The organism is Comamonas faecalis (genome assembly GCF_039538025.1).
Taxonomy (GTDB): Bacteria; Pseudomonadota; Gammaproteobacteria; order Burkholderiales; family Burkholderiaceae_C; genus Comamonas_C; species Comamonas_C faecalis.
In genome coordinates, this window is record NZ_BAABBP010000032.1 from 15,684 (window position 1) to 41,979 (window position 26,296).

Annotated in this window: 21 protein-coding genes; all 21 read left to right on the forward strand. The window is 67.8% G+C overall.

Features of this window, described 5'->3' with window-relative positions; all coding sequences use genetic code 11:
- Positions 1–8: 8 nt before the first annotated feature.
- The 21 genes from ABD767_RS14535 (at position 9) to gloA (ending at position 26,129) form a co-directional block, all read left to right on the forward strand.
- Positions 9–881: an ABC transporter permease subunit gene (locus tag ABD767_RS14535; RefSeq protein ID WP_103045850.1), complete on the forward strand. Its 873-nt coding sequence runs from the start codon at positions 9–11 to the stop codon at positions 879–881.
- Between the two features lie 21 nt (positions 882–902).
- Complete coding sequence (locus ABD767_RS14540; protein WP_103045851.1) at positions 903–1,979, forward strand: ABC transporter permease subunit; 1,077 nt, start codon at positions 903–905, stop codon at positions 1,977–1,979.
- Positions 1,976–2,836, forward strand: a complete 861-nt coding sequence (locus ABD767_RS14545) for an ATP-binding cassette domain-containing protein (RefSeq protein WP_103045852.1) — start codon at positions 1,976–1,978, stop codon at positions 2,834–2,836. The genes ABD767_RS14540 and ABD767_RS14545 overlap by 4 nt, the downstream gene beginning before the upstream one ends.
- Complete coding sequence (locus ABD767_RS14550; RefSeq protein ID WP_103045853.1) at positions 2,833–3,636, forward strand: ATP-binding cassette domain-containing protein; 804 nt, start codon at positions 2,833–2,835, stop codon at positions 3,634–3,636. Before ABD767_RS14545 ends, ABD767_RS14550 begins: the two co-directional genes overlap by 4 nt.
- A 5-nt stretch (positions 3,637–3,641) precedes the next feature.
- Positions 3,642–5,504, forward strand: coding sequence for an AMP-binding protein (locus ABD767_RS14555; RefSeq protein ID WP_103045861.1), 1,863 nt, complete (start codon positions 3,642–3,644; stop codon positions 5,502–5,504).
- A 73-nt stretch (positions 5,505–5,577) separates the two neighbouring features.
- Positions 5,578–6,741, forward strand: a complete 1,164-nt coding sequence (locus ABD767_RS14560) for an ABC transporter substrate-binding protein (RefSeq protein WP_103045854.1) — start codon at positions 5,578–5,580, stop codon at positions 6,739–6,741.
- Between the two features lie 40 nt (positions 6,742–6,781).
- Complete coding sequence (locus ABD767_RS14565; protein WP_103045855.1) at positions 6,782–7,951, forward strand: ABC transporter substrate-binding protein; 1,170 nt, start codon at positions 6,782–6,784, stop codon at positions 7,949–7,951.
- Between the two features lie 129 nt (positions 7,952–8,080).
- Positions 8,081–9,247: an acyl-CoA dehydrogenase family protein gene (locus ABD767_RS14570; protein ID WP_103045856.1), complete on the forward strand. Its 1,167-nt coding sequence runs from the start codon at positions 8,081–8,083 to the stop codon at positions 9,245–9,247.
- A gap of 140 nt (positions 9,248–9,387) precedes the next feature.
- Entirely contained in the window at positions 9,388–10,593 is a 1,206-nt protein-coding gene (locus tag ABD767_RS14575; protein ID WP_103045857.1) for an acetyl-CoA C-acetyltransferase, read from the forward strand.
- Between the two features lie 35 nt (positions 10,594–10,628).
- Positions 10,629–12,797, forward strand: a complete 2,169-nt coding sequence (locus tag ABD767_RS14580) for a 3-hydroxyacyl-CoA dehydrogenase NAD-binding domain-containing protein (RefSeq protein ID WP_103045858.1) — start codon at positions 10,629–10,631, stop codon at positions 12,795–12,797.
- A gap of 129 nt (positions 12,798–12,926) precedes the next feature.
- Entirely contained in the window at positions 12,927–13,511 is a 585-nt protein-coding gene (locus tag ABD767_RS14585) for an HXXEE domain-containing protein (RefSeq protein WP_103045862.1), read from the forward strand.
- Between the two features lie 140 nt (positions 13,512–13,651).
- Positions 13,652–14,377, forward strand: a complete 726-nt coding sequence (locus ABD767_RS14590; RefSeq protein WP_103045859.1) for a TetR-type transcription factor C-terminal domain-containing protein — start codon at positions 13,652–13,654, stop codon at positions 14,375–14,377.
- 34 nt (positions 14,378–14,411) lie between these two features.
- The gene (locus ABD767_RS14595) at positions 14,412–16,085 is read left to right on the forward strand and encodes an acyl-CoA carboxylase subunit beta (protein ID WP_344869861.1); all 1,674 of its coding nucleotides are present in this window, start codon (positions 14,412–14,414) and stop codon (positions 16,083–16,085) included.
- A 164-nt stretch (positions 16,086–16,249) separates the two neighbouring features.
- Positions 16,250–17,428, forward strand: a complete 1,179-nt coding sequence (locus ABD767_RS14600; RefSeq protein WP_103046299.1) for an acyl-CoA dehydrogenase family protein — start codon at positions 16,250–16,252, stop codon at positions 17,426–17,428.
- 43 nt (positions 17,429–17,471) lie between these two features.
- A complete protein-coding gene (locus ABD767_RS14605; RefSeq protein WP_103046298.1) occupies positions 17,472–19,496 on the forward strand; it encodes an ATP-binding protein in 2,025 nt (674 codons plus the stop codon).
- A 23-nt stretch (positions 19,497–19,519) separates the two neighbouring features.
- A complete protein-coding gene (locus ABD767_RS14610; protein WP_103046297.1) occupies positions 19,520–20,287 on the forward strand; it encodes an enoyl-CoA hydratase-related protein in 768 nt (255 codons plus the stop codon).
- Between the two features lie 13 nt (positions 20,288–20,300).
- A complete protein-coding gene (locus ABD767_RS14615; protein WP_103046296.1) occupies positions 20,301–22,115 on the forward strand; it encodes an acyclic terpene utilization AtuA family protein in 1,815 nt (604 codons plus the stop codon).
- Positions 22,116–22,154: 39 nt separating this feature from the next.
- Positions 22,155–23,741, forward strand: coding sequence for an AMP-binding protein (locus ABD767_RS14620; RefSeq protein ID WP_103046295.1), 1,587 nt, complete (start codon positions 22,155–22,157; stop codon positions 23,739–23,741).
- A gap of 55 nt (positions 23,742–23,796) precedes the next feature.
- Entirely contained in the window at positions 23,797–24,789 is a 993-nt protein-coding gene (locus ABD767_RS14625; protein ID WP_103046294.1) for a tripartite tricarboxylate transporter substrate-binding protein, read from the forward strand.
- A gap of 58 nt (positions 24,790–24,847) precedes the next feature.
- Complete coding sequence (locus tag ABD767_RS14630) at positions 24,848–25,636, forward strand: glucose 1-dehydrogenase (RefSeq protein ID WP_103046293.1); 789 nt, start codon at positions 24,848–24,850, stop codon at positions 25,634–25,636.
- Positions 25,637–25,715: 79 nt separating this feature from the next.
- On the forward strand, positions 25,716–26,129 hold the full coding sequence (gene gloA, locus ABD767_RS14635; RefSeq protein ID WP_344869862.1) for a lactoylglutathione lyase: 414 nt from the start codon (positions 25,716–25,718) through the stop codon (positions 26,127–26,129).
- The last annotated feature ends 167 nt before the right edge of the window (positions 26,130–26,296 follow it).

Below are 26,296 nucleotides of genomic sequence, written 5' to 3' on the forward strand. Positions count from 1 at the left end.
GACGCAGTGTGCAATTTATCCAACTCGTGATCAGCGGCATCGCGCAAGGGTGCATCTACGGGCTGATCGCGTTGGGGTTCGTGCTGATCTACAAGGCCACCGAGACCGTCAGCTTCGCCCAGGGCGAGCTGATGATGCTGGGCGCGTTCAGCGGCCTGGTGCTGATGGGCCTGGGCTTTTCCTTCTGGCTGGCGGCGCTGGCCAGCCTGGTCGCAATGACGCTGTTCGGCGTGCTGCTCGAACGCCTGGTGATACGCCCCATCCTTGGCCAGCCGCAGTTCTCCATCGTCATGCTCACCATCGGCATAGGCTATGTGTTGCGCGGGCTGGTGACGATGATTCCCGGCCTGGGCACCGAAACCCACGCGCTGCCCGTGCCCTACAAGGACGTGACCTACCAGCTGGGCGCGCTGGTGCTCAGCGCCGAGCAGCTGATGGTGATCGCCTCCACCGTGCTGCTGTGCACGCTGCTGTACCTGATGTTTCGCTACACCCGCCTGGGCGTGGCCATGCAGGCGGCGTCGCAAAACCAGCTTGCCGCCTACTACATGGGAATTCCGGTGCAGCGCCTCAACGGCCTGGTCTGGGGCCTGGCGGCGGCGGTGGCCACGCTGGCCGGGCTGCTGCTGGCGCCTATCACCTTTGTGCACGCCAACATGGGCTTCATCGGCCTGAAGGCGTTTCCGGCGGCGGTCGTCGGCGGCTTTGGCAGCCTGCCGGGCGCCATCGTCGGCGGCGTGACGATCGGCGTGATCGAGTCGCTGTCGGGCTTCTACCTGCCCGAGGGCTTCAAGGACACAGCCGCTTACATCGTGGTGCTGGTAATGCTGATGCTCAAGCCCAACGGGCTGTTCGGCGAGAAGCTGCGCAAGAAAGTGTGAACCCCCAAGGCTGAACCTCCCATGCGATTCATTTTCAAGACCAGCTACGCGCAGGACATCCGCCTGGCCAAGCACGGCGGCCATGTGTTCTGGTACGGGCTGCTGTGCCTGGCGCTGCTGCTGGCCCCCTGGGCCGCGCCCGAGTACTGGCTGGCGCAACTCACCTTCGTTCTGATCTACGGCATCGTCGGCCTGGGGCTGATGCTGCTGGCGGGCTTCACCGGGCAGTTCTCGCTCGGGCATGCGGCATTTTTGGGCGTGGGCGCCTACACCCAGGCGGCGCTGGTCGGCCTGGGCTGGCCGTTTGCACTGGCGCTGGCCTGCGCGGCCGGGCTGTCGGCGGCCGTGGGCGTGGTCGTCGGCCTGCCGGCGCTGCGGGTCAAGGGCATTTACCTTGGCATTGCCACGCTGGCGTTCGGCTTCATCGTCGAGGAGGTGTTCGCCCGCTGGGAGTCGGTGACCGGCGGCAACAGCGGCAAGTCGCTGATGCCGCCGCAGATCGCCGGCTACGAGTTCTCCTCGACCGAGTCCTTCTATTACCTGTGCCTGGCGATCGCCGTGGTCTGCACGCTGGCCATCCTGAATCTGCTGCGCTCATCGACCGGGCGCGCCTTCGTCGCGATCCGCGACTCGGAGATCTCGGCGCAGAGCATGGGCATTCACCTGGCGCGCTACAAGACGCTGTCGTTCGCGCTGTCGGCAGCACTGGCCGGCATTGGCGGCGCGCTGTATGCGCACAAGATGATGTTCATCTCGCCCGACCAGTTCAACATCGTGCAGTCCATCGACCTGCTCCTGATGATCGTGATCGGCGGCCTGGGGTCGGTGCATGGCGCGTTTCTGGGCGCGATGTTCCTGATCCTGATGCCGCAGCTGATCTCGATGGGCAAGGACTGGCTGCCCGACGCGATCGGCCAGGCGCCGGGCCTGCAGGCCGTCGTCTACGGCGCGGTGCTGGTGGCCTTCGTGCTGTTCGAGCCGCTGGGCCTGTACGGGCGCTGGCTGAAGATGCGCACCTGGCTGGAGCTGTTCCCGTTCTACCGCAAGGGCATGTTCAAGCGGCAGAAATCGTTCCAGAAATCGGATCGCCTGAAATGACGACGCACTCCCCCGCCCTCCCCTCCGACGTGCTGCTGCGCGCCGAGCACTTGACGGTGCGCTTCGGCGGCCTGCTGGCCGTGAGCGACGTCTCGTTCGACGTGCGCCGCGGCGAGGTGTTCACGCTGATCGGCCCCAACGGCGCCGGCAAGACCACGGTGTTCAACCTGATCAGCCGCATCTACCAGCCCACCAGCGGGTCGATCACCTATGCCGGCACCGGCCGCGCACCGCTGGTGCTCACGGCGCAGCCGGCGCACCAGGTGGCCGGCCTGGGCATTGCGCGCACCTTCCAGAACATCGAATTGTTCGAGCACGCCAGCGTGCTGAGCAACCTCTTGATTGGCCGCCACACGCAGCGCGAGAGCGGCTTCTGGTCCGAGCTGTGCTTCACCCCCAAGGTGCGCGCTGCCGAAATACGCGCCCGCGAGAAGGTCGAGGAGGTGATCGACTTCCTGGATCTGCAGCACTACCGCGACCAGCTGGTGGCCGGCCTGCCCTATGGCGTGCGCAAGGTGGTCGAGCTGGCGCGCGCGCTGTGCACCGAGCCCGAGCTGCTGCTGCTCGACGAGCCCTCGTCGGGCCTGAACGTGGAGGAGACCGACGACATGGCGTTCTGGATCCAGGACATCAAGAACGACCTGGGCATCACGGTGCTGATGGTCGAGCACGACATGGGGCTGGTCTCCAAGGTCTCCGACCGCGTTCTGGCGATGAACCAGGGCGAGGTGCTGGCGCTGGGTACGCCGCGCGAGGTGCAGAACCACCCCGGCGTGGCCGAGGCCTACCTGGGCAGCATCGACGACGTCAGCAGCCTGCGCCGCCCGGCGGGCGCCCAGCCAGCGAGGCGCGCATGAGCCAGGACAGCCCCCCCGCAAGCGCCGCTGCCGACACCGTGCTGCGCCTGCAGAACGTCGAGAGCAGCTACGGCCCGATCAAGGCGATCCGCGGCGTCAGCCTGCAGGTCGCGCGCGGCGAGGTCGCCACGGTGCTTGGCAGCAACGGCGCAGGCAAGACCACCATCCTCAAGACCATCTCAGGCATCATCGACCCGCGCAAGGGCAGCGTGGTGTTCCAGGGCCAGGACATTACCGCCCACGACCCGGCGGCCATCGTGCGCCGCGGCCTGTCGCACGTGCCCGAGGGACGGGAGGTGTTCCCCCTGCTGTCGGTGCGCGACAACCTGTTGATGGGCGCCTACACCCGCACCGACCGCGACGCGGTGGCGCGCGACATGGAGACCGTCTACGGCTACTTCCCCATCCTGAAGGAGCGCGCCGCGCAAGACGCCGGCCTGCTGTCTGGCGGCCAGCAGCAGATGCTGGCCATCTCGCGCGCCATCATGGCCGCGCCCGCTCTGATCCTGCTCGACGAGCCCAGCCTGGGCCTGAGCCCGCGCCTGACCAAGGAGATCTTCGAGATCGTGGTGCGCATCAACCGCGAGCGCGGCACCACCATCTTGCTGGTCGAGCAGAACGCCAACATGGCGCTCAATGCGTCCGACTACGGCTACGTACTGGAGAACGGCCGCATCGTGATGGAGGGCGCTTGCGAGGTGCTGCGCGAGAAGGACGACATCAAGGAGTTCTACCTCGGCATGAAGGACGAAGGCGTGCGCGGCGAGCGGCGCTGGAAGAAAAAGAAAACCTGGAGATGAGCCGCATGTCCACGCTTTGGGATCTGTCCCGCATCCAGCCATGCAACGACGTCGTCGTCGAAGGCGACACGCTGGCCAAGATGTTCTGGAACGCCGCCCGCCAGCGCGGCACGCAGACCTGGATGCGCCAGAAAAAGCTCGGCATCTGGAAGAGCTGGAGCTGGCAGCAGACGGCCGACGCGGTGCGCGAGATCGCCGGCGGCCTGATGGCGCTGGGTTTTGCGCCTGGGCACTGCGCCTCCATCCTGTCCAACACCAACATCGAATGGGTGCTGTCGGACATCGCCGTACTCAGCTGCGCCGGCGTGGCCAACGGCATCTACCCGACCGACGCCGCCAGCCAGGTGCACTACCTGTGCGAGGACTCGGCCACGCGCCTGCTGTTCGTCGAGGACGACGAGCAGCTGGACAAGGCGCTGGAGGTGCGCGAGCGGCTACCGCTGCTGGACAAGATCATCGTCTTCGACATGGAGGGCCTGCACCAGCTCGACGACCCGTCCATCCTGAGCCTTGACGCGCTGCGCGAGATGGGGCGCGCATGGAACGCCCAACACCCCGAAGCCCTGGCCGAGCGCGTGGCCGCCACCCGCCCCGAGGACGTTGCCATCCTGGTCTACACCTCGGGCACGACCGGCAAGCCCAAGGGGGCGATGCACACGCACGAGGCCCTGGTCTACAGCGCGCGCGGGCTGAACACGCTGGTCTCGCGCAGCGAGGCCGACGAGGCCATGTGTTTTCTGCCGCTGTGCCATATCGCCGAGCGCATGGGCGGCGAGTATTTCTCGCTCTACACCGGCTGCAAGCTCAACTTCGTCGAGAACCCCGACACCGTGCCCGAGAACGTGCGCGAGATCGCGCCCACCGTCTTCACCGCCGTGCCGCGGGTGTGGGAGAAGTTCTATTCGGGCGTGATGATCGCGCTCAAGGAGTCGAGCCGCGTCCAGCAACTGGCCTACGCCTGGGCGATTGGCGTGGGTACGCGCATTGCCGACCGCGTGCTGGCGCAGCAGCCGGTACCGGCCACACTCAAGGCGCAGTTCCACCTGGCGCGCTGGCTGGTGCTGGGCAATGTGCGCAAGATGATCGGCATTCACCGCGCGCGCTTCCTGGTTACCGGCGCGGCGCCCATCTCGCCCGAGCTGGTCAAGTGGTATCTGGCGCTGGGCGTGCCGATGCTCGAAGTCTGGGGCATGACCGAGACCTGCGGCGCCTCGACCGGCATGCGCGCCGAGCGCATCAAGCCCGGCTCGATCGGCCCGGCCATCGGCTTCAACGAGGTGAGGCTTGATCCAGCCACCAGCGAGATCCAGGTCAAGGGTCCCAACGTGTTCAAGGGCTACCTGAACCTGCCTGAAAAAACCACCGAGACCTTCACCGAAGACGGCTGGCTGCGCACCGGCGACGTGGGCACCGTGGACGACGAGGGTTTCTATCGCATCACCGACCGGATGAAGGACATCATCATCACCGCCGGTGGCAAGAACGTGACGCCCAGCGAGCTGGAGAACGAGCTGAAGTTCAGCCCCTACGTGACCGACGCGGTGGTCATCGGCGACGCGCGGGCATATCTGACGGTGATCATCATGATCGACCAGGAGAACGTCGAGAAATATGCGCAGGATCACGACGTGCCGTTCTCCAACTACGCCAGCCTCACGCGCGCGGCCGAGGTGCAGGCGCTGATCCAGGACGTGATCGACGAGGTCAACAAGAAATTCGCCCGCGTCGAGCAGATCAAGAAGTTCTTCCTGCTCGACACCCAACTCACCGCCGAGGACGAAGAGCTGACGCCGACGATGAAGCTCAAGCGCAAGCTGGTGCAGACCAAGTACGCGCCGCAGATCGAAGCCATGTACCGCCAGGGTTAGTGCGGGTGCCTGTGCAGCCGTCATCGCCCTATAACAACCTGTCACATTCACCCAACCCGTTCAGGAGATGCCGATGAAACGCCAGCTTTATGTCGCCGCCGCGCTGTTTGTCGCCAGTACCTGGGCCAGCGCCCAGGCCACGCAGGGCGTGACCAAAGACACCATTGTTTTGGGCACCATCCAGGATCTTTCCGGCCCGGTGGCCGGCCTGGGCAAGCCGGCACGCCTGGGCCTGCAGCTGCGCGTGGACGAGATCAACGAACAGGGCGGCATCCATGGCCGCAAGCTGGTGCTCAAGATCGAGGACTCGGGCTACGACCCCAAGCGCGCGGTGCTGGCAGCGCAAAAGCTGGTCAACCAGGACAAGATCTTCATGATGGTCGGCCACATCGGCACCGCGCAGAACATGGCGGCGATGCCGGTGCAGTTCAGCAAGAACGTGGCCAACTTCTTCCCGCTGACCGCCGCGCGCGAAATGTACGAGCCGCCCCACCCGCTGAAATTCGCGTCGCTGGCCACCTATTACGAGCAGCTGCAGACGCACGCGCCCCGGCTGTTCAAGGAGAAGAACGCCCAGAAGGCCTGCGCCATCTACCAGGACGATGAATACGGCCTGGAGGTGTTGCGCGGCGGCGAGGCGGGGCTGAAATCCATCGGCGTCGAATACGCCGAAAAAACCTCGTTCAAGCGCGGGGCGACCGACTTCTCCTCGCAGGTCGCCAAGATGAAGGCCGCAGGCTGCGACTTCGTCGTGATGGGCACCATCATCCGCGAGACCATCGGCACCATCGCCGAGATGCGCAAGAGCGGCTACAACCCGACGGCGATCGGCTCGGCCGCCTCCTACACCGAGATGATCCACAAGCTCGGCGGCAAGGCCATGGACGGCTACTACGCGACGATGACCGCGCAGCAGCCCTACCTGGACGATGAATCGCAGCCCATACGCTTCTGGGCCAACAAGTTCAAGACCAAGTACAACGAGGATCCCTCGGTGCTCGCCGTCTACGGCTACAACGCCATGGACGCCTTCATCGCCGCGGCGCAAAAGGCCGGCCCCAACCTGACTGTGGACAGCTTCACCAAGGCCATGGACACGATGAAGATCCCGATGGACATCTTCGGCAGCCCCGAGCAGACCTTCGGCCCGACCAAGCGTCTGGGCAGCCATCTGTCGCGCGTCTCGCAGATCCAGGACGGACGCTGGAAGGTGGTCTCCGACTACGCCCAGCCCTGATGTCGCGTCGCTTTCCGACCACCCACCCGCAGAGAACTCCATGAAACATACGCTTATCGCTCTCGCCTCCCTTGCCGTTGCCGCCTTTGGCAGCACCGCCCACGCCCAGGCCACGCAGGGCGTGACCAAGGACAGCATCACCGTTGGCACCATCCAGGATCTGTCCGGTCCGCTGGCCGGCTTCGGCAAGCAGATCCGCGACGGCATGCTTCTGCGCGTCGAAGAGATCAACGAACAGGGCGGCATCGACGGCCGCAAGCTGGTGCTGAAGGTCGAAGATTCGGGCTACGACCCCAAGCGCGCGGTGCTGGCGGCGCAAAAACTGGTCAACCAGGACAAAATCTTCGCGATGCTCGGCCACATCGGCACCGCCGGCAACGTGGCCAGCTTTCCGGTGCTGTTCTCCAAGAACGTGATCAGCTTCTTCCCGGTCACCGCCGCGCGCGAGATGTATGAGCCGCTGCACCGGCTCAAGTACTCGTTTGCAGCCACCTACTACGACCAGATCCGCCAGCGCACGCCGCAGCTGGTCAAGGAGAAGAACGCGCACAAGGTCTGCGCCATCTACCAGGACGACGAGTTCGGCCTGGAGGTGCTGCGCGGCGGCGAGGCCGGGCTCAAGACCATCGGCATGGAATACGCCGAGAAGACCTCGTTCAAGCGCGGCGCGACCGATTTCTCGTCGCAAGTGGCCAAGATGAAGGCCGCCGGCTGCGATTTCGTCGTGCTCGGCACGCTGATCCGCGAGACCATTGGCACCATCGGCGAGGCGCGCAAGACCGGCTTCAACCCGACCTTCCTCGGCTCCAGCGGCGCCTATACCGAGCTGATCCACAAGCTCGGCGGCAAGGCCATGGACGGCCTGTACGCAACGATGACCGTGCAGCAGCCCTACCTGGACGACGCCTCGCAGCCGATCCGCTTCTGGGCCAGCAAGTACAAGACCAAGTTCGGCGAGGATCCGGCGGTGTTCTCGGTTTATGGCTACATGCTGGTCGACGTGTTCGGCCAGGTGCTGCACAAGGCCGGCGCCAACCTGAGCACCGACAGCTTCGTCAAGGCCATGGACAGCTTCACCTCCGAGCCCGACATCTTCGGCATGCCCAGCATGAGCTTCTCGCCCACCAAGCACCTGGGCAGCAACGCCTCGCGCCTGTCGCAGATCCAGGATGGGCGCTGGAAGGTGGTGGCCGACTACATCGACGACTGACCTCCTGAATCACCTTGGTGACACATCAGACCGCCCCTTGGGGCGGTTTGGTGTTTTCAGGGCTTGGAGATCGTGTTTTTCGCTGTCAGAATTTAACCAAGCATTTGCTTTGTATAAATACCGAACACCATGATCGAACGCACTCTCTACGACAGCGAACACCTGGCGTTTGCCGACAGCTTCCGCCGCTTCATCGACAAGGAAATCGCCCCGCACCACGCGCAGTGGGAGGAACAGGGCTATGTGGATCGCGCCGTCTGGGCACGCGCCGGCGACAACGGCTTTCTGTGCATGACGCTGCCCGAGGAATACGGCGGCGCCGGCGCCGACCTGCGCTACAGCATGGCGCAGATGGAGGAGATCGCGCGCGCCGGCTGCAGCGGCATCGGCTTCGGCCTGCACAGCGAAATCGTCGCGCCCTACATCCTGCACTACGGCACCGAGGAGCAGAAACGCCGCTACCTGCCCAGGCTTGCCAGCGGCGAGATGGTCGGCGCGATCGCCATGACCGAGCCCGGCGCCGGCAGCGACCTGCAGGGCGTCAAGACCACCGCGCAGCTCTCGGCCGGCGGCAGCCACTACGTGGTCAACGGCAGCAAGACCTTCATCACCAACGGCTGGCATGCCGACCTGGTCATCGTCGTCGCCAAGACCGACCCGGCCGCCGGCGCCAAGGGCACCAGCCTGCTGCTGGTCGAGCGCGGCATGCCGGGCTTCGAGAAGGGCCAGCGCCTGAAGAAGGTCGGCATGAAGGCGCAGGACACCTCCGAGCTGTTCTTCAACGACGTCAAGGTGCCGGCCGGGAACCTGCTGGGCGGCCCGGCCATGCAGGGCAAGGGTTTTGTCTGCCTGATGGAGCAGCTGCCCTGGGAGCGGCTGCAGATCGCCATCAGCGCCGTGGCCAGCGCCCAGGCCGCCATCGACGAGACCGTGGCCTACGTGCAGCAGCGCAAGGCCTTCGGCCAGCCGGTGGCCGCGTTCCAGAACACCCGCTTCACCCTGGCCCAGGCACAGACCGAGGTGCAGGTGGCGCGCGTCTTCGTGGACAAATGCTGCGAGCTGCTGCAAGCCAAGCAACTCGACACCGCCACCGCCAGCATGGCCAAGTTCTGGACCACCGACCTGCAGTGCAAGGTGATCGACGACTGCGTGCAGTTGCACGGCGGCTACGGCTACATGTGGGAATACCCGATCGCCCGCGCCTGGGCCGACGCGCGTGTGCAGCGCATCTACGGCGGCACCAACGAGATCATGAAGGAAGTGATCACCCGCGCGATGGGCCTGCCCGCCCGCTGAAATGCCCCGCCATGCCCGCTCCCGCTGGCGGAGGGTTGGGGGTGGAGGCCGGCGCCGCGCACAGGCGCATGCCGCCCCATCCCTGTCTTTCCCAAAGGGGGAGGAGAAACACCTGTTTTGATTTTGATAAAGGAAGACACATGACCACCGCCTATGTATTCGACGCGCTGCGCACCCCGCGCGGCAAGGGCAAGAAGGACGGCAGCCTGCACGAGGTCAAGCCCATCGACCTGGCCGTCACCGTGCTGTCGGCGCTCAAGGAGCGCAACGGCTTCGACACCGCCGCCGTCGACGACGTGGTCATGGGCATCGTCTCGCCGATCGGCGAGCAGGGCTCGGTGCTGCCCAAGGTCGCCGCGCTCAAGGCCGGCTGGGACTGGCGCTGCGCCGGCGTGCAGGTCAACCGCTTCTGCGCCTCGGGCCTGGAGGCGGTGAACCTGGCGGCGCAGAAAGTCGCCAGCGGCTGGGAAGACCTGGTAGTGGCCGGCGGCGTGGAGAGCATGAGCCGAGTGCCGATTGGCAGCGACGGCGGCGCCTGGGCGCAGGATCCTGCCACCAACCTGCAGACGCTGTTCGTGCCCCAGGGCATCGGCGCCGACCTGATCGCCACGCTCGACGGCTTTACCCGCGCCGACGTGGACGCCTTCGCCGTCGAGTCGCAGCGCCGCGCGGCCAAGGCGCGCGCCGAGGGCTGGTTCAGCCGCTCGCTGGTGCCGGTGCGCGACTTCCTGGGCCAGACCATTCTGGCCGAGGACGAATTCATCAAGCCCCAGACCACGCTCGAAGGCCTGGCCGCGCTCAAGCCCTCGTTCGAGCAGCTGGGCGGCATGGGCTTCGACGCCGTGGCGCTGCAGCGCTACCCGCAGGTCGAGCGCATCCAGCATGTGCACCACGCGGGCAACGCCTCGGGCATCGTCGACGGCGCCACCGCCGTTCTGATCGGCAACGACGCCGCCGCCCGCGCGCACGGATTGAGCCCGCGCGCGCGTATCGTCGCCACCGCGGTGAGTGGTGACGACCCGACCATCATGCTCACCGGCCCCATGCCCGCCACGCGCAAGGTGCTGGCCAAGGCGGGCCTGACCATCGACCAGATCGACCTGTTCGAGGTCAACGAGGCATTCGCCGCCGTGCCGATGCGCTTCATGAAAGAGTTGGAAGTGCCGCACGAGAAGGTCAACGTCAACGGCGGCGCCATCGCCATGGGCCACCCGCTGGGCGCCACCGGCGCAATGCTGCTGGGCACGGTGATCGACGAGTTGCACCGCCGCGGCCTGCGCTATGGCCTGGTCACGCTGTGCGTGGGCGGCGGCATGGGCATAGCCACCATCGTCGAGCGCCTGTAAGCCACGCCCCTATTCCAAGAGATTGAAAGATTGCCATGGACACCATCCGCTACGAACTGATCGCCGCCCAGGACGATGGCCAGATCGCCCTGATCACCTTTGACGAGCAGGGCTCGCCCGTCAACACCATGTGTCAGCGCTGGCAGGACGACCTGGCCACCGTCACCGCGCAGGTGCTGGCCGACCGCGAGAAGCTTGGCGCCGCGCTCAAGGGCGTCGTGCTCGCGTCGGCCAAGAGCAGCTTTTTTGCCGGCGCCGACCTGAAGGCGACGATGCGCCTGACGCCCGCCGACGCGCCCCAGGTGTTCACCGAAATCGAGCGCATGAAGAAGCAGTTCCGCACGCTGGAGACGCTGGGCATCCCGGTCGTCGCCTGCCTGAATGGAACGGCGCTGGGCGGCGGCTGGGAGGTGGCGCTGGTGGCCCACCACCGCATTGCCACCAACAACCCCAAGACCCAGTTCGGCCTGCCCGAGGTCACGCTCGGCCTGATGCCCGGCGCCACCGGCGTGACCAAGACGGTGCGCCTGCTCGGCCTGCTGGGCGCCCAGCCCTATCTGCTCGAAGGCAAGCTGATGAACCCGCAGCAGGCGCTGGAGCTGGGCCTGGTGCACGCGCTGGTCGCCACGCCCGACGAGCTGCTGCCCGCCGCGCTGGCGCACATCGCCGCCCACCCCGCGTCGCACCAGCCCTGGGACGACAAGAATTACAAGATTCCCGGCGGCACGCCGAGCAACCCCAAGGTGGCCGGCGCGCTGAGCGTGGCGCCCGCCATGCTCAAGAGGACCACGCGCGGACGCTACCCTGCGCCCGAGGCCATCCTCTCGGCCATGGCCGAGGGCGCGCAGGTCGATTTCGACACCGCTCTGCGCATCGAAAGCCGCTACCTGGCCGGCCTGATGACCAGCCCGGTGGCGAAGAACATGATCAACACCTTTTTCTTCGACCTGAACGCCATCAAGAGCGGCAAGTCGCGCCCAGCCGCGGCCGAGCGTTTCAAGCCCGCCAAGGTCGGCGTGCTCGGCGCCGGCATGATGGGCGCGGGCATCGCCTGGGCGCAGGCCAGCCGCGGCATCGCCACCGTGCTCAAGGACGTGAGCACCGAGAAGGCCGAGGCCGGCAAGGCCTACAGCGCCAAGCTGGCCGGCAAGCGCGTGGAAAAAGGCCGGATGAGCGCCGAGGCGCGCGACGCGCTGCTGGCGCGCATCACGCCCACCGGCAGCGCGACGGACCTGCAAGGCTGCGAGCTGATCATCGAGGCGGTGTTCGAGAACCGCGAGCTCAAGGCCAAGGTGACGCAGGAGGCCGAGCCCCATCTGGCCGCCGGCGGCTTCTTCGCCAGCAACACCTCGACGCTGCCGATCAGCGGCCTGTCCCAGGCCAGCCGCGCGCCGCAGAAGTTCATCGGCATCCACTTCTTCAGCCCGGTGGACAAGATGCAGCTGGTCGAGATCATCCGCGGCAAACAGACCGACGACGCCACCGTTGCCCGCGCCTTCGACTACGTGCAGGCGCTGGGCAAGACACCCATCGTCGTCAACGACTCGCGCGGCTTCTACACCAGCCGCACCTTCGGCACCTTCGTGATGGAAGGCGCGGCCATGCTGGCCGAGGGCATCCCGGCGGCAGTGATAGAGAACGCGTCGATGCAGGCCGGCATGCCGGTCGGCCCGCTGGCGGTGCTCGACGAAACCGCGCTCTCCTTGAGCGTGCACGTGATGGACCAGACCCGTGCCGACTTCGCCGCCGAGGGCAAGACCTACCAAGCCACCGCCGGCCAGCTGCTGGTCGAGCGCATGGTCAAGGAACTGCACCGCCCGGGCCGCACCGGTGGCGGCGGCTTCTACGACTACCCCGCCGGCGGCAAAAAGCAGCTGTGGCCGCAGCTCAAGGCGCTGTTCGAAAAGCCGGGCCAACCCTGGAGCGTGCAGGACATCCAGGATCGCATCCTCTACCGCCAGGCCATCGAAACCGCCCGCTGCCTGCAGGAGGGTGTGCTGACCAGCGTGCACGACGCCAACATCGGCTCGATCTTCGGCATCGGCTTCCCGGCCTGGACGGGCGGTGCGATGCAGTTCATCTACGGCACCGGTGTGGACGCCTTCTGCGCCCGCGCGCAGCAGCTGGCCGAGCAGTACGGCGAGGGCTTTGCAATCAGCCCCGCGGTGCGCGAAGCCATCGAGCGCCACCAGCCCCGGTATTGAGAACGGGTTCTGAGAGATCGCGCCCCGGGCCTGCTCCCGCGCTCTCCGGGTTGTGCCTCGACCAGCCAGGCCGCATCATCGCCTGCATGAAGGTGGCCGGGCCACCTTGGCTTGGCAAAGGTGGCGCCCATGGTGCAGCGACTGGTCTCTTTCTGGGTTTACGGCGGCGCGCTTGCCGCCGTCCTGCTGCTGGCGCTGGCCCCGGCGCTTCTCGCCGGCCGGCCGCTGGCGCAAGTCGCGGTGTTTCTGCACCTGCCTGCGTACATGCTCCACCAGTACGAGGAGCACGACCACGACCGGTTCCGGCGGTTCGTGAACATGCACATCGGCAGGGGCCACGAGGTTCTCACCCCGCTGGCCGTGTTCATCATCAACGTTCCCGTGGTATGGGGCCTGCTCACGCTGGCGTTTCACGCCGCGGCCACGCAGCACCTGGGCTGGGCGCTGGCTGCCACCTACCTCATGCTGGTCAATGCGCTGGTGCACATCGTGCATGCCGTCGTGCTTCGCCGCTACAACCCGGGTCTGGCAACCGCCGTCCTCGTGTTCGTGCCGCTCGGCGGCACGACGCTCTGGCTGATCCAGCACGCGGGGGCAGGCTCGCTGGCGCACCACGCTGCCGGGCTGGCCATCGCCGTGGCACTGCACGCGGCCATTCTGGCGCACGCCATGCGCCGCCTGGCAGCCCTGCAGGGTGACAAGGCGGCGCGATAAGGCGCGCTGGCCACCGGCTTTCTTGCGCCTACTGCTGGTGTGAGCAACTGGCACGCCTCCGTACAACCAAGGGTTTCTAACTATTTTTTCAAGCAATCGCTTGATTGATTAAATCATTTGCTTCACCCACACTGGCGGACATGCATTCCCAGTCTGCACCTACGGTTGAAACCGATGACGGCGGCGCTCCAGGCGCCGCTACCGCGCCCGAGGCGCCGCGCAAGGCCGGGCGCCCGCGCGGGCAGGGCGGCGACGGCAACGCGCGGCGCAACGAGCTGATCGCGATCGCCGCCCGCAGCTTTCGCATGAAGGGCTTCGACGCCACGACCACGCGCGACATCGCCGCCGCGTCGGGCATGCAAAGCGGCTCGCCCTTCTATCACTTCAAGAGCAAGAACGCGCTGCTGTTCGCCGTCATGCAGCACGGCATGGACAAGGCCTTGCACAGCCAGCAGCGCGCGCTGGCCCGCCTGCCGGCCAGCGCCGGCGCGCGCGACCGGCTGGCCGCGCTGGTGCTGCACCACCTGCATGTGCTGCTCGACCCCGGCAACGACTTCATCGCGGTGATGGTGACCGAGCAGCGTGCGCTGCTGCAGGAGCACCACGCGGCGATCCGCGACATCCGCAACCGCTATGAGCAGGCCTGGATCGAGGTTCTGGCCGAGCTCGAAGACCAGGACCTGCTGCGCGCGCCGGCGTCCATCACCCGGCTGGCGCTGTTTGGCAGCCTGCACGGCACGCTGACCTGGTACGACCGGCGGCAAAAGCTGTCGCTGCCGGCGCTGGCCGGGCATTACATGGCGATCTTCATTGCGCCGCTGCCCGCCGCCAATGCTGGCGCAAGCACGCCTGCCACGCGCCCGTGACCCCCGGCACACCGCACCCACCCGCAACACCGCCATGCTTTTTTCTCCAATGAACCCCAGCCAGCCCACCACCTCCTTCCTGCCGTTCGCGTCGCGCTTCAACGGCCAGTCCAGGGCCACGGCCGAGCGCAAGGCTGCGCTGCTGGCGCGCATTGCGCAGTGGCAGGCGCTGGAGGAGCGCGCCGCCCGCGCATCGCTGCGCTCGCTGCCCGCGTTCGAGCGGCGCGGCCAGCTGCTGCCGCGGCAGCGCATCGCACTGCTGCTCGACCCCGGCGCGCCGTGGCTGCCGCTGTCGGCACTGGCCGGCTATGGCGCCGACACCGACGACCTGGATCGATCCGTGCCCGGCGGCGGCGTGCTGGCCGGCATTGGCTGGGTGAATGGCGTGCGCTGCATGATCGTCGCCAACGACTCGGGCATCAACGCCGGCGCCATGCAGCCCATGGGCGGCGAGAAGATGCTGCGTGCGCAGGAAATCGCGCTGGAGAACAGGCTGCCCTTCGTCTTCCTGGTCGAGAGCGCCGGCGCCAACCTGATGCGCTACCGCGTCGAGGGCTTCGTCAAGGGCGGCGCGCTGTTTCGCAACCTGGCGCGGCTGTCCGCCGCGGGCATTCCCATCGTCACCATCCAGCACGGCTCGGGCACCGCGGGCGGCGCCTACATGCCGGGGCTGTCCGACATCGTCATCATGGTCAAGGGCCGCTCGCGCGCCTTTCTGGCCGGCCCGCCGCTGCTCAAGGCCGCCACCGGCGAGATTGCCACCGAGGAGGAGCTGGGCGGAGCCGAGATGCATTGCCAGACCACCGGCCTGGGCGAATACCTGGCCGGCGACGACCGCGAGGCCATTGGCATTGCGCGCCAGGTGGTAGGCGGCCTGGGCTGGGCCAGCCGCGCCCTGCCCCCGGCCGACCCGGCCCCGCCCGCGCTGGCGGCCGACGACCTGCTCGGCCTGTTCTCCGAGGATCTGCGCCAGCCGGTGGACATGCGCGAGGTGATCGCACGGCTGGCCGACCGCTCCGAACTGCTGGAATTCAAGCCCGACTACGGCGCGGCCACGATCTGCGCTCAGGCGCGCATCTACGGCCAGCCCGTGGGCTTCATCACCAACAACGGCCCGATCGACGTGGCCGGCGCCAACAAGGCCACGCATTTCATCCAGTGGATGTGCAAGCTCGGCCAGCCGCTGGTCTACCTGCAGAACACCACCGGCTACATGGTCGGCAAGGACAGCGAGCAGGCCGGCATGATCAAGCACGGCTCCAAGATGATCCAGGCGGTGACCAACGCGGCGCGCCTGATCCCGCAGATCACCATCCAGTGCGGCGCCAGCTTTGGCGCGGGCAACTACGGCATGTGCGGGCGTGCCTACGCGCCGCGCTTTCTGTTCGCCTGGCCCAACGCGCGCACCGCGGTAATGGGTGCCGAGCAGGCCGCGCAGACCATGCGCACCGTGGCCGAGGCGGGCCTGGCGCGCAAGGGCGTGGCCATGGACGACGCCATGCGCGCGCAGCTCGATGCACAGACCGCGCAGATCGTGCAGAACTTCGAACGCCAGGCCGACGCCTTCTACACCAGCGGCCAGATGCTGGACGACGGCCTGATCGACCCGCGCGACACCCGCGCCGTACTGGCGCAGTGCCTGGCCATCTTTGCCGACGCCAACAGCCGGCAGATGCACCCGCTGCAGTTCAGCCTGCCGCGCATGTGATTCCATTTTTCAATCAATCGGGTACGCGAAGGCGCAGCGCAGACAGTGCTGTAGCACGGCAAGCGAAGCCGACAAAGTAACCGTTTGATTTAAAAATGGAATGAGACCGATCCACCCCTTCCAACCCACCAACACACACGACGCAAACCCCAAGGAGACCCACCATGCAATGGAACCATGAACACCTGGAAATTCAGCGCACCCTCAAGCGCTACATCGACGACCACATCGCCCCGCACGTGGACGAGTGGGAGAAGGCCGGCATCTTCCCCGCGCACCAGGTCTTCAAGGGCCTGGGCGACCTGGGGCTGCTGGGTCTGACCAAGCCGGTGGAATTTGGCGGCGCCGGGCTGGACTATTCCTACGGCGTGGCCATGGCAGAGATGCTGCACCACATCGGCTGCGGCGGCATCCCGATGGCCATTGGCGTGCAGACCGACATGTGCACGCCGGCGCTGGCGCGCTTTGGCAGCGACGCGCTGCGCCATGAATTCCTGGCGCCGGCGATTGCCGGCGACATGGTCGGCTGCATCGGCGTGTCCGAGCCGGGCTCGGGCAGCGACGTGTCGTCGGTGCGCACCACGGCCAAGAAGGACGGCGACGACTACGTGATCAACGGCGAGAAGATGTGGATCACCAACAGCCTGCAGGCCGACTGGATGTGCATGCTGGCCAACACCAGCGAGCCCGTGGGCGGCAACACGCACCACAACAAGAGCCTGATCATGGTGCGCCTGCGCGAGAACGGAAAGCTTGTGCCCGGCATCACCGCGCACAAGATCGAGAAGATCGGCATGCATTCGAGCGACACCGGCCACCTGTTCTTCGACAACGTGCGCGTGCCCCGGCGCAACCTGATCGGCGAGGAAGGCAAGGGCTTCGTCTACCAGATGCAGCAATTCCAGGAAGAGCGCCTGTGGGCTGCCGCGTCCAACGCGGGCGGCCTGCGCCAGCTGATCGACCTGACCATCGAATACGCGCAGCAGCGCGCCATGTTCGGCCAGCGCCTGGCCGACATGCAGTGGTTCCAGTTCAAGATGGGCGAGCTGGCCACCGAGGTCGAGGCGCTGCGCTGCATGCTGTACCGCGCCTGCGAGGAATACGTCGGCGGCAAGAACGTGCTGGAGCTGGCCACCATGTGCAAGCTCAAGTCAGGCCGCACCAGCCGCCTGGTGGCTGACACCTGCCTGCAGTTCTGGGGCGGCATGGGCTTTACCTGGGACAACCGCATCTCGCGCGCCTACCGCGACGGCCGTCTGGGCTCCATCGGCGGCGGCGCCGACGAGGTGATGCTGGGCATCCTGGCCAAGACCATGGGCATTGCCAAGAAAGCGCGGGACTGACGCGCATGCACTGCCCCTCGATCCCGCCGCAAAGGCACGACACATGAAAAAAATCCTGATTGCGAATCGCGGGGAGATCGCGCGCCGCGTCATCCGCACCGCCCACGCCATGGGCATCCAGACCGTGGCGGTGTACTCCGACCCCGACGCCGGCGCGCTGCACGTGCGCGAGGCCACCACCGCCTGCGCGCTGGGCGGCCAGACCTCGGCAGAGAGCTATCTGCGCGCAGACAAGCTGCTGCAGGCAGCGCGCGACAGCGGCGCCGACGCAGTCCACCCCGGCTACGGCTTCCTTAGCGAGAACGCCGACTTCGCCGAGGCGGTGCAGCAGGCGGGCCTGACCTGGATCGGCCCGCCGCCGCCGGCGATCCGCGCGCTGGGCGACAAGGCCGGCGCCAAGGCACTGGCGCGCCAGGCTGGCGTGCCCTGCCTGCCCGGCTACGACGGCGACGCGCAGGACGAGGCGCTGCTGGCCGCGCAGGCGCAGCAGGTCGGCTACCCGGTGATGGTCAAGGCCGTGGCCGGCGGCGGCGGGCGCGGCATGCGGCTGGTGGCCGACGCCAAGGACTTTGCCGCCGCGCTGGCCAGCGCCCGCTCCGAGGCGCAGGCCGCCTTCGGCAGCGACCGCGTGCTGCTCGAACGCGCGCTGCTCGCGCCGCGCCACGTCGAGGTACAGGTGTTTGCCGACGCGCACGGCCGCTGCATCCATCTGGGCGAGCGCGACTGCTCGGTACAGAGGCGCAACCAGAAGATCATTGAGGAGGCGCCCAGCCCGGCGGTGGACGCCGCGCTGCGCAACCACATGGGCGCCTGCGCGGTGCAGCTGGCGCAGGCTGCCGGCTACGTGGGCGCGGGCACGGTGGAGTTTCTGGTGCAGGACGGCGCGTTCTACCTGATGGAGATGAATACCCGCCTGCAGGTCGAGCATCCGGTGACGGAAGCCATCACCGGCCTGGACCTGGTCGAATGGCAGATCCGCGTGGCGCGCGGCGAGCCTTTGCCGCTGGCGCAGGATCAGGTGCAGTTCTCGGGCCACGCCATCGAGGTGCGCCTGTGCGCCGAGGATGAGCAGTTCACCCCCTGCACCGGCGCCATCCAGCACTGGCACGCGCCGCCCCACGCCAGCTTTTCCAACGCGCCGGCTGCGCAGGGCAACGCGGGCCCGGTGCTGCGCATCGACCACGCCATTGCTCAAGGGCTCACCGTCTCGCCCTACTACGACTCGATGCTGGGCAAGCTCATCGTGCATGCGGACAGCCGCGATGCAGCGATCGACGCACTGATCCTCGCGCTGCGCCAGACCCAGGTGCTGGGCCTGCCGACCAACCGCGCCTTCCTGGCCGCCTGCCTGGACATCGAGGCCTTCCGCCAGGGCCAGGCGCTGGTGCCCTTCCTGCAGACTGCGGCCGCACCGCTGCGCCAGCAACTGGCCGCGAGCGAAGCCGCTGCACTGCTGCCCGCCGCACTGGCCACGCAACTGCCAGCCAGCCCCCCCGATGCAACGCCCGACGGCGCCCTGCCCTGCACGCTGGAGCGCCCGCTGCGCATGGCCCACCGCAGCCAGGCCCACGACTGGGGCATGGCGCTGCAGCCGGGCCGGCGCATACAGGTGCGCGCGCGCAGTGCCGACGCCGGCACGCCGCAGCCACCGACGCAATGGCAGTGGCAGCCCGCCATGCATGCGCACGAGCGCCTGCGCCTGCACTGCGGCGGGCAGGAGCTTGCGGTAAGCGCGGTGCGCACCGCCAGCGACGAATGGCATGTGCAGACCAGCGCCGGCGACGAGCTGTGGCTGCGCGACCGCAGCATGGCCGGCGCCGACAGCGACGCCGGTGCAGCCGGCGCCGCCGAACTGCGCGCGCCCTTCAACGGCCGGGTGATCCGCATCGGCGCGGGCGCCGGCGACGCGCTGGGCCCGGACGACGCCGCAGTCGTCATCGACTCGATGAAGCTGGAGCACGTGCTCAGCACCAGCGGCGCAGTCACCGTCGTCGAGGTGCTGGTCGAGGCCGAGCAGCAGGTCACGCGCGGGCAGCTGCTGATGCGCTTTGCACCGGCCGAGCCGTGACGATTACCACAAGGAATTCCCCCATGTCTTCACCAGACCTGATCGAAACACTGGACGGCGGCGTGCTGCGCCTGACCATCGACCGACCCGAGCGGCGCAACGCGATGAGCACCGCCGTCGTCGAAGGCCTGACGCGCGCGATCACCGAAGCCGGCCAGGGCGGCGCGGTGCGCGCCATCGTCATCACCGGCAACGGCGAGCAGGCGTTCTGCTCCGGCGCCGACCTGCAGAGCGGCCAGTCCTTCCAGTTCGACTATTCCCGCCCACAGCTGGGATTTGCCAACCTGCTGCGCGCCGCGCACGCCAGCCACGTGCCGCTGATCGCGCGCGTCAACGGCGCCTGCATGGCCGGCGGCATGGGGCTCTTGGCCATGTGCGACATGGCGGTGGCCGCGCCGCACGCGCAGTTCGGCCTGCCCGAGGTGCGCGTCGGCGTATTCCCGGCGCAGGTGCTGGCGGTACTGCAGTCTTTGATTCCGCCGCGCGTGCTCAACCAGATGTGCTTGACCGGCCGCCCCATTGGTGCCGAGCAGGCGCTGGCGCTGGGCCTCATCAACGCCATCGACGCGAGCGACGCGGCGCTCGATGCGCTGCTGGCCGACCTGCTGGCCGTCTCGGGCGTGGCGCAGCGCCGCGGCCTGTACACACTCAAGACCGCGCGGAGCATGCCGTTCGAGCAGGCCATGGCCTTCACCGAAAGCCAGATCGCGCTGTTCGCCCAGACCGAGGACGCGCGCGAGGGCCAGGCGGCCTTCCGCGAGAAACGCAAGCCCGTATGGACCGGGCGCTGAACCAGGAGCACACATGACACAACGCAGCAGACACCACCCTGATCGTGTCGTCATTGGCGGCGCCTCGGGTTTCTGGGGCGACAGCAGCGTCGGCCCGGCGCAGCTGATGCGCACCGGGCGGCTGGACTACCTGGCCTTCGATTACCTGGCCGAGCTGACCATGTCCATCCTGGCCGGCGCGCGGCTGAAGAACCCGCAGGCCGGCTACGCCACGGACTTCGTCACCGTAGCGCTGCGCCAGGTGTTGCGGGACGCCGTGGAGCAGGGCGTGCGCATCGTCGCCAACGCGGGCGGCGTCAACCCGGCCGGCTGCGCCGAGGCAGTGCGTGCGCTGGCGCGCGAGCTGGGTGTCAGCGTCAAGGTGGCCGAGGTGCACGGCGACGACTTCATGCCGCAATGGGCGGCGTACCGCGACGGCGCCGCGCCACTGGACATGCAGACCGGCCAACCGCTGCCCGCGCGCCTGACCACCGCCAACGCCTACCTGGGCGCGCTGCCCGTCAAAGCGGCGCTGGACGCGGGCGCCGACATCGTCGTCACCGGCCGCTGCGTGGACAGCGCGCTCACGCTGGGCGTGCTGATGCACGAATTCGGCTGGGACGCGGGCGACTGGAACCGCCTGGCCGGAGGGAGCCTCGCCGGCCACATCATCGAATGCGGCTGCCAGGCCACCGGCGGCCTGTTCACCGACTGGCGGGAGGTACCCGACTGGCCGCACATCGGCTACCCCATCATCGAGTGCGCGGCCGACGGCAGCTTCGAGGTCACCAAGCCCGAGGGCACGGGCGGGCTGGTCAGCGTGCCGGTGGTCAGCGAGCAGCTGGTCTATGAGATCGGCGACCCGCAGAACTACCTGCTGCCCGACGTGACCTGCGACTTCACCCAGGTGCAGATCGAGCCGGCCGGCGCCCACCGGGTGCGCGTGCACGGCGCGCTGGGCCGTCCGCCTTCCGATCAATACAAGGTGTCGGCCACCTTCGTCGATGGCTGGCGCACCCAGGCGCAGCTGACCATCGTCGGCTTCGACGCCGCGGCCAAGGCCGAACGCACCGCCGACGCCATCCTGGTGCGCGTGCGCGAGCTGCTGGCCCAACAAGGGCTGCAGGACTTCAGCGCCACGCACAGCCAGGTGGTCGGCGCGGCGCAGTGCCTGGGCCCACACCGCGCGCCGCCCGACCTGTTCGAGGCGCAGATGCGCCTGGCGGTGCGCCACCCGCAAAAAGAGGCGCTGGCGCTGTTCGTGCGCGAGATCGCCGCGGCCGGTACCTCCTGGTCGCCCGGCACCACCGGGGGCGGGGGCGGGCGCTCCAGCGTCAGCCCCAACCTGCGCCACTGCGGCTTTCTGATTCCCAAGGCGCTGATCGCGCCCCAGGTGTGGATGGACGGCCAGGCCGTGGCGCTGCCGCTGGCCTGCCGTGCCGACGGCGCCAGCCCGGCGCCGGCCATCGCCGCGCAGCCGGTGCAAGAGCCCCAGGCGGACTGGGTCAGCGTGCCGCTGATCGCGCTGGCGCACGCGCGCAGCGGCGACAAGGGCAACCACTCCAACATCGGCGTGATTGCCCGCCGGCGCGCAGACCTGCCGCTGCTGCGCGCCCAGCTGACGCCCGAGGCGCTGCGCCAGTACCTGGCCCACCTGGTCAAGGGGCGCGTGACGCGCTACGAGCTGCCCGGCATCGCCGCGCTGAACTTTCTGTGCGAGGACGCGCTGGACGGCGGCGGCATGAGCTCGCTGCGCAACGACCCGCTGGGCAAGGGCATGGGCCAGATCGTGCTGACCCTGCCGGTGCGCGTGCCGCCCGGCCATCCGGCCACGCAAGCGCAGCACTGAATACGACAAAGACATCGACGACACCCGGAGACAAGCCGCATGACCACCACCGACGCACCGCGCCACATCATCCGCCGCACCACGCTGGGCGACATTCCCACGCGCAGCGCCCGCCGGCGCCCGCAATCCATCGCGCTGTGGGACGGCGACGAATCGCTGACCTACGCCGCGCTCGAAGCCCAGGCCAACCAGCTGGCGCACCACCTGCTGGCCAGCGGCCTGCAGCCCGGCGCCAAGGTGGCCATGCTGGCCAGCAACTCGATCGAGATGGTCGTCGCCACCTTCGGCATCTTCAAGGCCGGCATGGTCTGGGTGCCGGTCAACCACATGCTCGGCGGCGCCGACGTGCGCTACGTCATCGAGCACGCCGAGGCCGCCATGGTGCTGGCCGACCACGAGCTGCTGCAGCGCCCCGACCTCGCGCCCACCGTGCAGGAACTGGGCCTGCCGGTGCTGGTGCTCTCGCCCGGGCGCACGTCCGGCGCCACCACCCCGCTGCTGCAGGCACTGCAAGGCCAGCCCGCTACGCCGCCGGGCATTGCCATCGATGACGACGACCTGGTGCTGCTGATGTACACCAGCGGCACCACCGGCAAGCAGAAAGGTGTGATGCACAGCCATGCGTCGGTGCACAGCGCCCTGCTCTCCAACGCCGCCGAAGGCAAGATGGACATCCACATGGTCGCCACACTGGGGCTGCCGCTGTTTCACTGCGCGCAGTTCTCCGGCCTGGGCGCCGGGCTGATCGCAGGCTCCAGCATGGTGCTGTTTCGCGCGTTCGACCCGCATGTCTACCTGGACGCCGTCGAGCGCCGGCGCATCACCCAGCTCACCGGCCTGCCGCTGATGTATGCCGCGCTGCTGCAGGTGCAGACGCAGCAGCCGCGCGACCTGTCGAGCCTGCAGATGTGCACCTACGGCATGGCGCCGATGCCGCGCCCGCTGCTGGAGAAGCTCACCGCGCATTTCTGCCCCTCGTTTGCGCTGGGCAGCGGCCAGACCGAGGCGTTCCCGATCACGGTGCGCTTTCGCCCCGAGCAGCAGCTGCAGCGCTTTGGCAGCTACTGGGGCACCTCGACCATGGCCAACGACACCGCCATCATGGATGGCGACGGCAACCTGCTGCCCTGGGGCGAAGTCGGGGAGATCGTGCACCGCGGCGCCAACGTCATGCTGGGCTACTACAAGGATCCCGAGGCCACGGCCGCGGTGAGCCGCTTCGGTTGGCACCACACGGGCGATATCGGCAAGTTCGACGAAGACGGCCAGCTGCTGTTCCTGGACCGCACCAAGGACATGATCAAGACCGGCGGCGAGAACGTCCCATCGATCAAGGTCGAGGAGGTCTACCTGCGCCACCCTGCCGTCGCCAACGCCGCCGTCGTCGGCCTGCCGCACGCACGCTGGGGCGAGGCGGTGACCGTGTTCGTGCTGCTCAAGCCCGGTGCGCAGGCCACCGTGGACGAGCTGATCGGGCACGGCCGCCAGCAGCTCGCCGGCTTTGAAGCGCCCAAGCACGTGCAAATCCTGCAAGAGTTCCCGATGACGCCCACTGGAAAGATCCAGAAACACCGGCTGCGCACGCAGTTCCTGGAGCTGTTCTCGAACCAGGCCACCACCGCCTGAGCAACCCTCCCTCCGCACATCCATACCTGCAAACCTCTCCTGCCGAAAGACCGCCATGTCCACACCCTTGCACCGCCGCCGCGCCCTGCGCCTTGCTGGAGCCGGCGCGCTCACGACCCTGCTGGCCGCCCTGCCCCTGGCCGGCACGGCGCAGCCCGCGGCCTTCCCGAACAAGCCCCTCACGCTGATCGTGCCGTTCCCGGCCGGCGGCCCCACCGACGCCCAGATGCGCGCGCTGGCCGCCGCCGCGGGCAAGGTACTGGGGCAGAGCGTGGTCGTCGTCAACCAGCCCGGCGTGGGCGGCACGCTGGGGCCGGCCAACATGGCCCGCACGGCGGCGCCGGACGGCTACACCCTGTCGATCGCCGGCAACACGCTGTACCGCCTGCCGCTGCTGCAAAAGGTGAGTTACGACCCGCTCAAGGACTTCACCTATCTCATCAACCTCACCGGCTACACCATGGGCATCGCGGTGCGCGCCGACGCCCCCTGGAAGACGCTGGACGACCTGATCGCGGACGCGCGCACGCGCCCGGGGCAGATCAACTACGGCTCCACCGGCGTGGGCAGCAGCGGCCACATCGCCATGGAGCGCCTGGCCAAGGCGACGGGCACCAGCTTCAACTACATCCCGTTCAAGGGCGGCGCCGAGGAAGCGACCGCGCTGCTGGGCGGGCACATCGACTTCATCTCCAACGCCGGCTGGGGCGCGCAGGTGGACGCCGGCAAGATGCGCCTGCTGGCCACCTACAGCGGCAAGCGCCTGAAGCAGCGCCCCGACGTGCCCACCCTCAAGGAGCAGGGGTATGACCTGGTGATCACCTCCCCGATCGGCGTCGTCGGTCCCCGGGGCATGCCGGCGCAAGTCGTCGCCCAGTTGCACGACGCACTGCGCCAGGCCATGCAGGATCCGACCTACCAGCGCCTGATCGCGCAGTGGGATCAGGACGACCTCTACATGTCGGCCCAGGCATACCATGACTACGCACAAGAGCAGATGCCCAAGGAAAAGGTCTTTCTGGATCAGCTGGGCATCGAGCTGAAATAAAGCGCAGGTGCGGGTACCGCGGTTTCCGGGCGGCCCGTCGCGCCGCTACGATGCGGACATGAACTCCGGCACCACGCATTCCATTTCTCTGGGCCACCACGGCCGCGTCTGCATCGTCACCGGCGGCGCGCAGGGTATTGGCGCTGCCTGCGCGCGCCGCTTCGCGCGCGAGGGCGCCCGCATCGTCATTGCCGACATCCAGGACGCAGCCGGCCAGGCGCTGGCCCAAGAGCTGCCGCTGGCCAGCTACGCGCACTGCGACGTGGGCGACAAGGCGCAGGTCGACGCGCTGGTCGCCAGCGTGCTGCAGCAGCACGGGCGCATCGACATCCTGGTGAACAACGCCGGCATTTTTCGCGCCTGCGACTTCCTGGAGGTCAGCGAGGAAGATTTCGACGCGGTGCTGCGCATCAACGTCAAGGGCGCCTTTCTGATGGGCCAGGCGGCGGCGCGCGCCATGAGCGCGCAAGGCGGCGGTGCCATCGTCAACATGAGCTCGGTCAACGGCGTGATGGCCATCCCGAACATCGCCAGCTACAACGTCAGCAAGGGCGCGGTCAACCAGCTCACACGCGTGATGGCGCTGGCGCTGGCCGACAGGAACATCCGCGTCAACGCGGTTGCGCCCGGCACGATTGCCACCGAGCTGGCCGCCCGGGCGGTGCTGACCAGCGAAGAAGCGAAAAACAAAATCCTCAGCCGCACGCCAATGAAGCGCCTGGGCGAACCATCCGAAGTGGCCGACGTCGTCGCCTGGCTCGCGAGCGACGCCGCCAGCTACGTCACTGGCGAGATCGTCACCATCGACGGCGGGCGCATGACGCTCAATTACACCGTCCCGGTCTGACTTTGGCCGCACTCAAGGCGACGCTGGACAAGTCTGCATGACGCGCGAGGGACTTGTCCAACGTTGCCATAATCGGCGCATGAGACTTCTACACACCATGCTGCGCGTGGGCAACCTGCAGCGCTCCATCGACTTCTACACCCAGGTGCTGGGCATGCAGCTGCTGCGCACCAGCGAGAACCCCGAGTACAAATACTCGCTGGCCTTCGTCGGCTATGGCGGCGGCAACCCCGGCCAGGCCGAGATCGAGCTGACCTACAACTGGGGCACCGACAACTACGAACTGGGCACGGCCTACGGCCACATCGCCCTGGGCGTGCCCGACGCCTATGCCGCCTGCGAAAAAATCAAGGCCGCTGGCGGCAACGTGACGCGCGAGGCCGGCCCGGTGATGGGCGGCACGACGGTGATTGCCTTCGTCACCGATCCTGACGGCTACAAGATCGAACTTATCCAGCGCGCCGAAGACGCCGCGGGCGGCGGCCTGCGCTGATCCTCCAGGACAAGCACCTACAAAAAAACCCGCCAAGGCGCAATGCCAGTCAGTTAACCTGCTGACTGGCATTTTTTCGTTGGGAACTTGCTGCGAGAGCGTTTGACCTCACGCGGGAAGGATCGCTCAGTGCGACGAGGCGGGAGCACAAAGTAACGAGCTTGTTC

Coding starts and splice junctions, on each gene's coding strand:
- ABD767_RS14540 (WP_103045851.1), top strand. CDS start 903: ATGCGATTCATTTTCAAGACCAGCTACGCGCAGGACATCCGCCTGGCC.
- ABD767_RS14545 (WP_103045852.1), top strand. CDS start 1,976: ATGACGACGCACTCCCCCGCCCTCCCCTCCGACGTGCTGCTGCGCGCC.
- ABD767_RS14550 (WP_103045853.1), top strand. CDS start 2,833: ATGAGCCAGGACAGCCCCCCCGCAAGCGCCGCTGCCGACACCGTGCTG.
- ABD767_RS14555 (WP_103045861.1), top strand. CDS start 3,642: ATGTCCACGCTTTGGGATCTGTCCCGCATCCAGCCATGCAACGACGTC.
- ABD767_RS14560 (WP_103045854.1), top strand. CDS start 5,578: ATGAAACGCCAGCTTTATGTCGCCGCCGCGCTGTTTGTCGCCAGTACC.
- ABD767_RS14565 (WP_103045855.1), top strand. CDS start 6,782: ATGAAACATACGCTTATCGCTCTCGCCTCCCTTGCCGTTGCCGCCTTT.
- ABD767_RS14570 (WP_103045856.1), top strand. CDS start 8,081: ATGATCGAACGCACTCTCTACGACAGCGAACACCTGGCGTTTGCCGAC.
- ABD767_RS14575 (WP_103045857.1), top strand. CDS start 9,388: ATGACCACCGCCTATGTATTCGACGCGCTGCGCACCCCGCGCGGCAAG.
- ABD767_RS14580 (WP_103045858.1), top strand. CDS start 10,629: ATGGACACCATCCGCTACGAACTGATCGCCGCCCAGGACGATGGCCAG.
- ABD767_RS14585 (WP_103045862.1), top strand. CDS start 12,927: ATGGTGCAGCGACTGGTCTCTTTCTGGGTTTACGGCGGCGCGCTTGCC.
- ABD767_RS14590 (WP_103045859.1), top strand. CDS start 13,652: ATGCATTCCCAGTCTGCACCTACGGTTGAAACCGATGACGGCGGCGCT.
- ABD767_RS14595 (WP_344869861.1), top strand. CDS start 14,412: ATGCTTTTTTCTCCAATGAACCCCAGCCAGCCCACCACCTCCTTCCTG.
- ABD767_RS14600 (WP_103046299.1), top strand. CDS start 16,250: ATGCAATGGAACCATGAACACCTGGAAATTCAGCGCACCCTCAAGCGC.
- ABD767_RS14605 (WP_103046298.1), top strand. CDS start 17,472: ATGAAAAAAATCCTGATTGCGAATCGCGGGGAGATCGCGCGCCGCGTC.
- ABD767_RS14610 (WP_103046297.1), top strand. CDS start 19,520: ATGTCTTCACCAGACCTGATCGAAACACTGGACGGCGGCGTGCTGCGC.
- ABD767_RS14615 (WP_103046296.1), top strand. CDS start 20,301: ATGACACAACGCAGCAGACACCACCCTGATCGTGTCGTCATTGGCGGC.
- ABD767_RS14620 (WP_103046295.1), top strand. CDS start 22,155: ATGACCACCACCGACGCACCGCGCCACATCATCCGCCGCACCACGCTG.
- ABD767_RS14625 (WP_103046294.1), top strand. CDS start 23,797: ATGTCCACACCCTTGCACCGCCGCCGCGCCCTGCGCCTTGCTGGAGCC.
- ABD767_RS14630 (WP_103046293.1), top strand. CDS start 24,848: ATGAACTCCGGCACCACGCATTCCATTTCTCTGGGCCACCACGGCCGC.
- gloA (WP_344869862.1), top strand. CDS start 25,716: ATGAGACTTCTACACACCATGCTGCGCGTGGGCAACCTGCAGCGCTCC.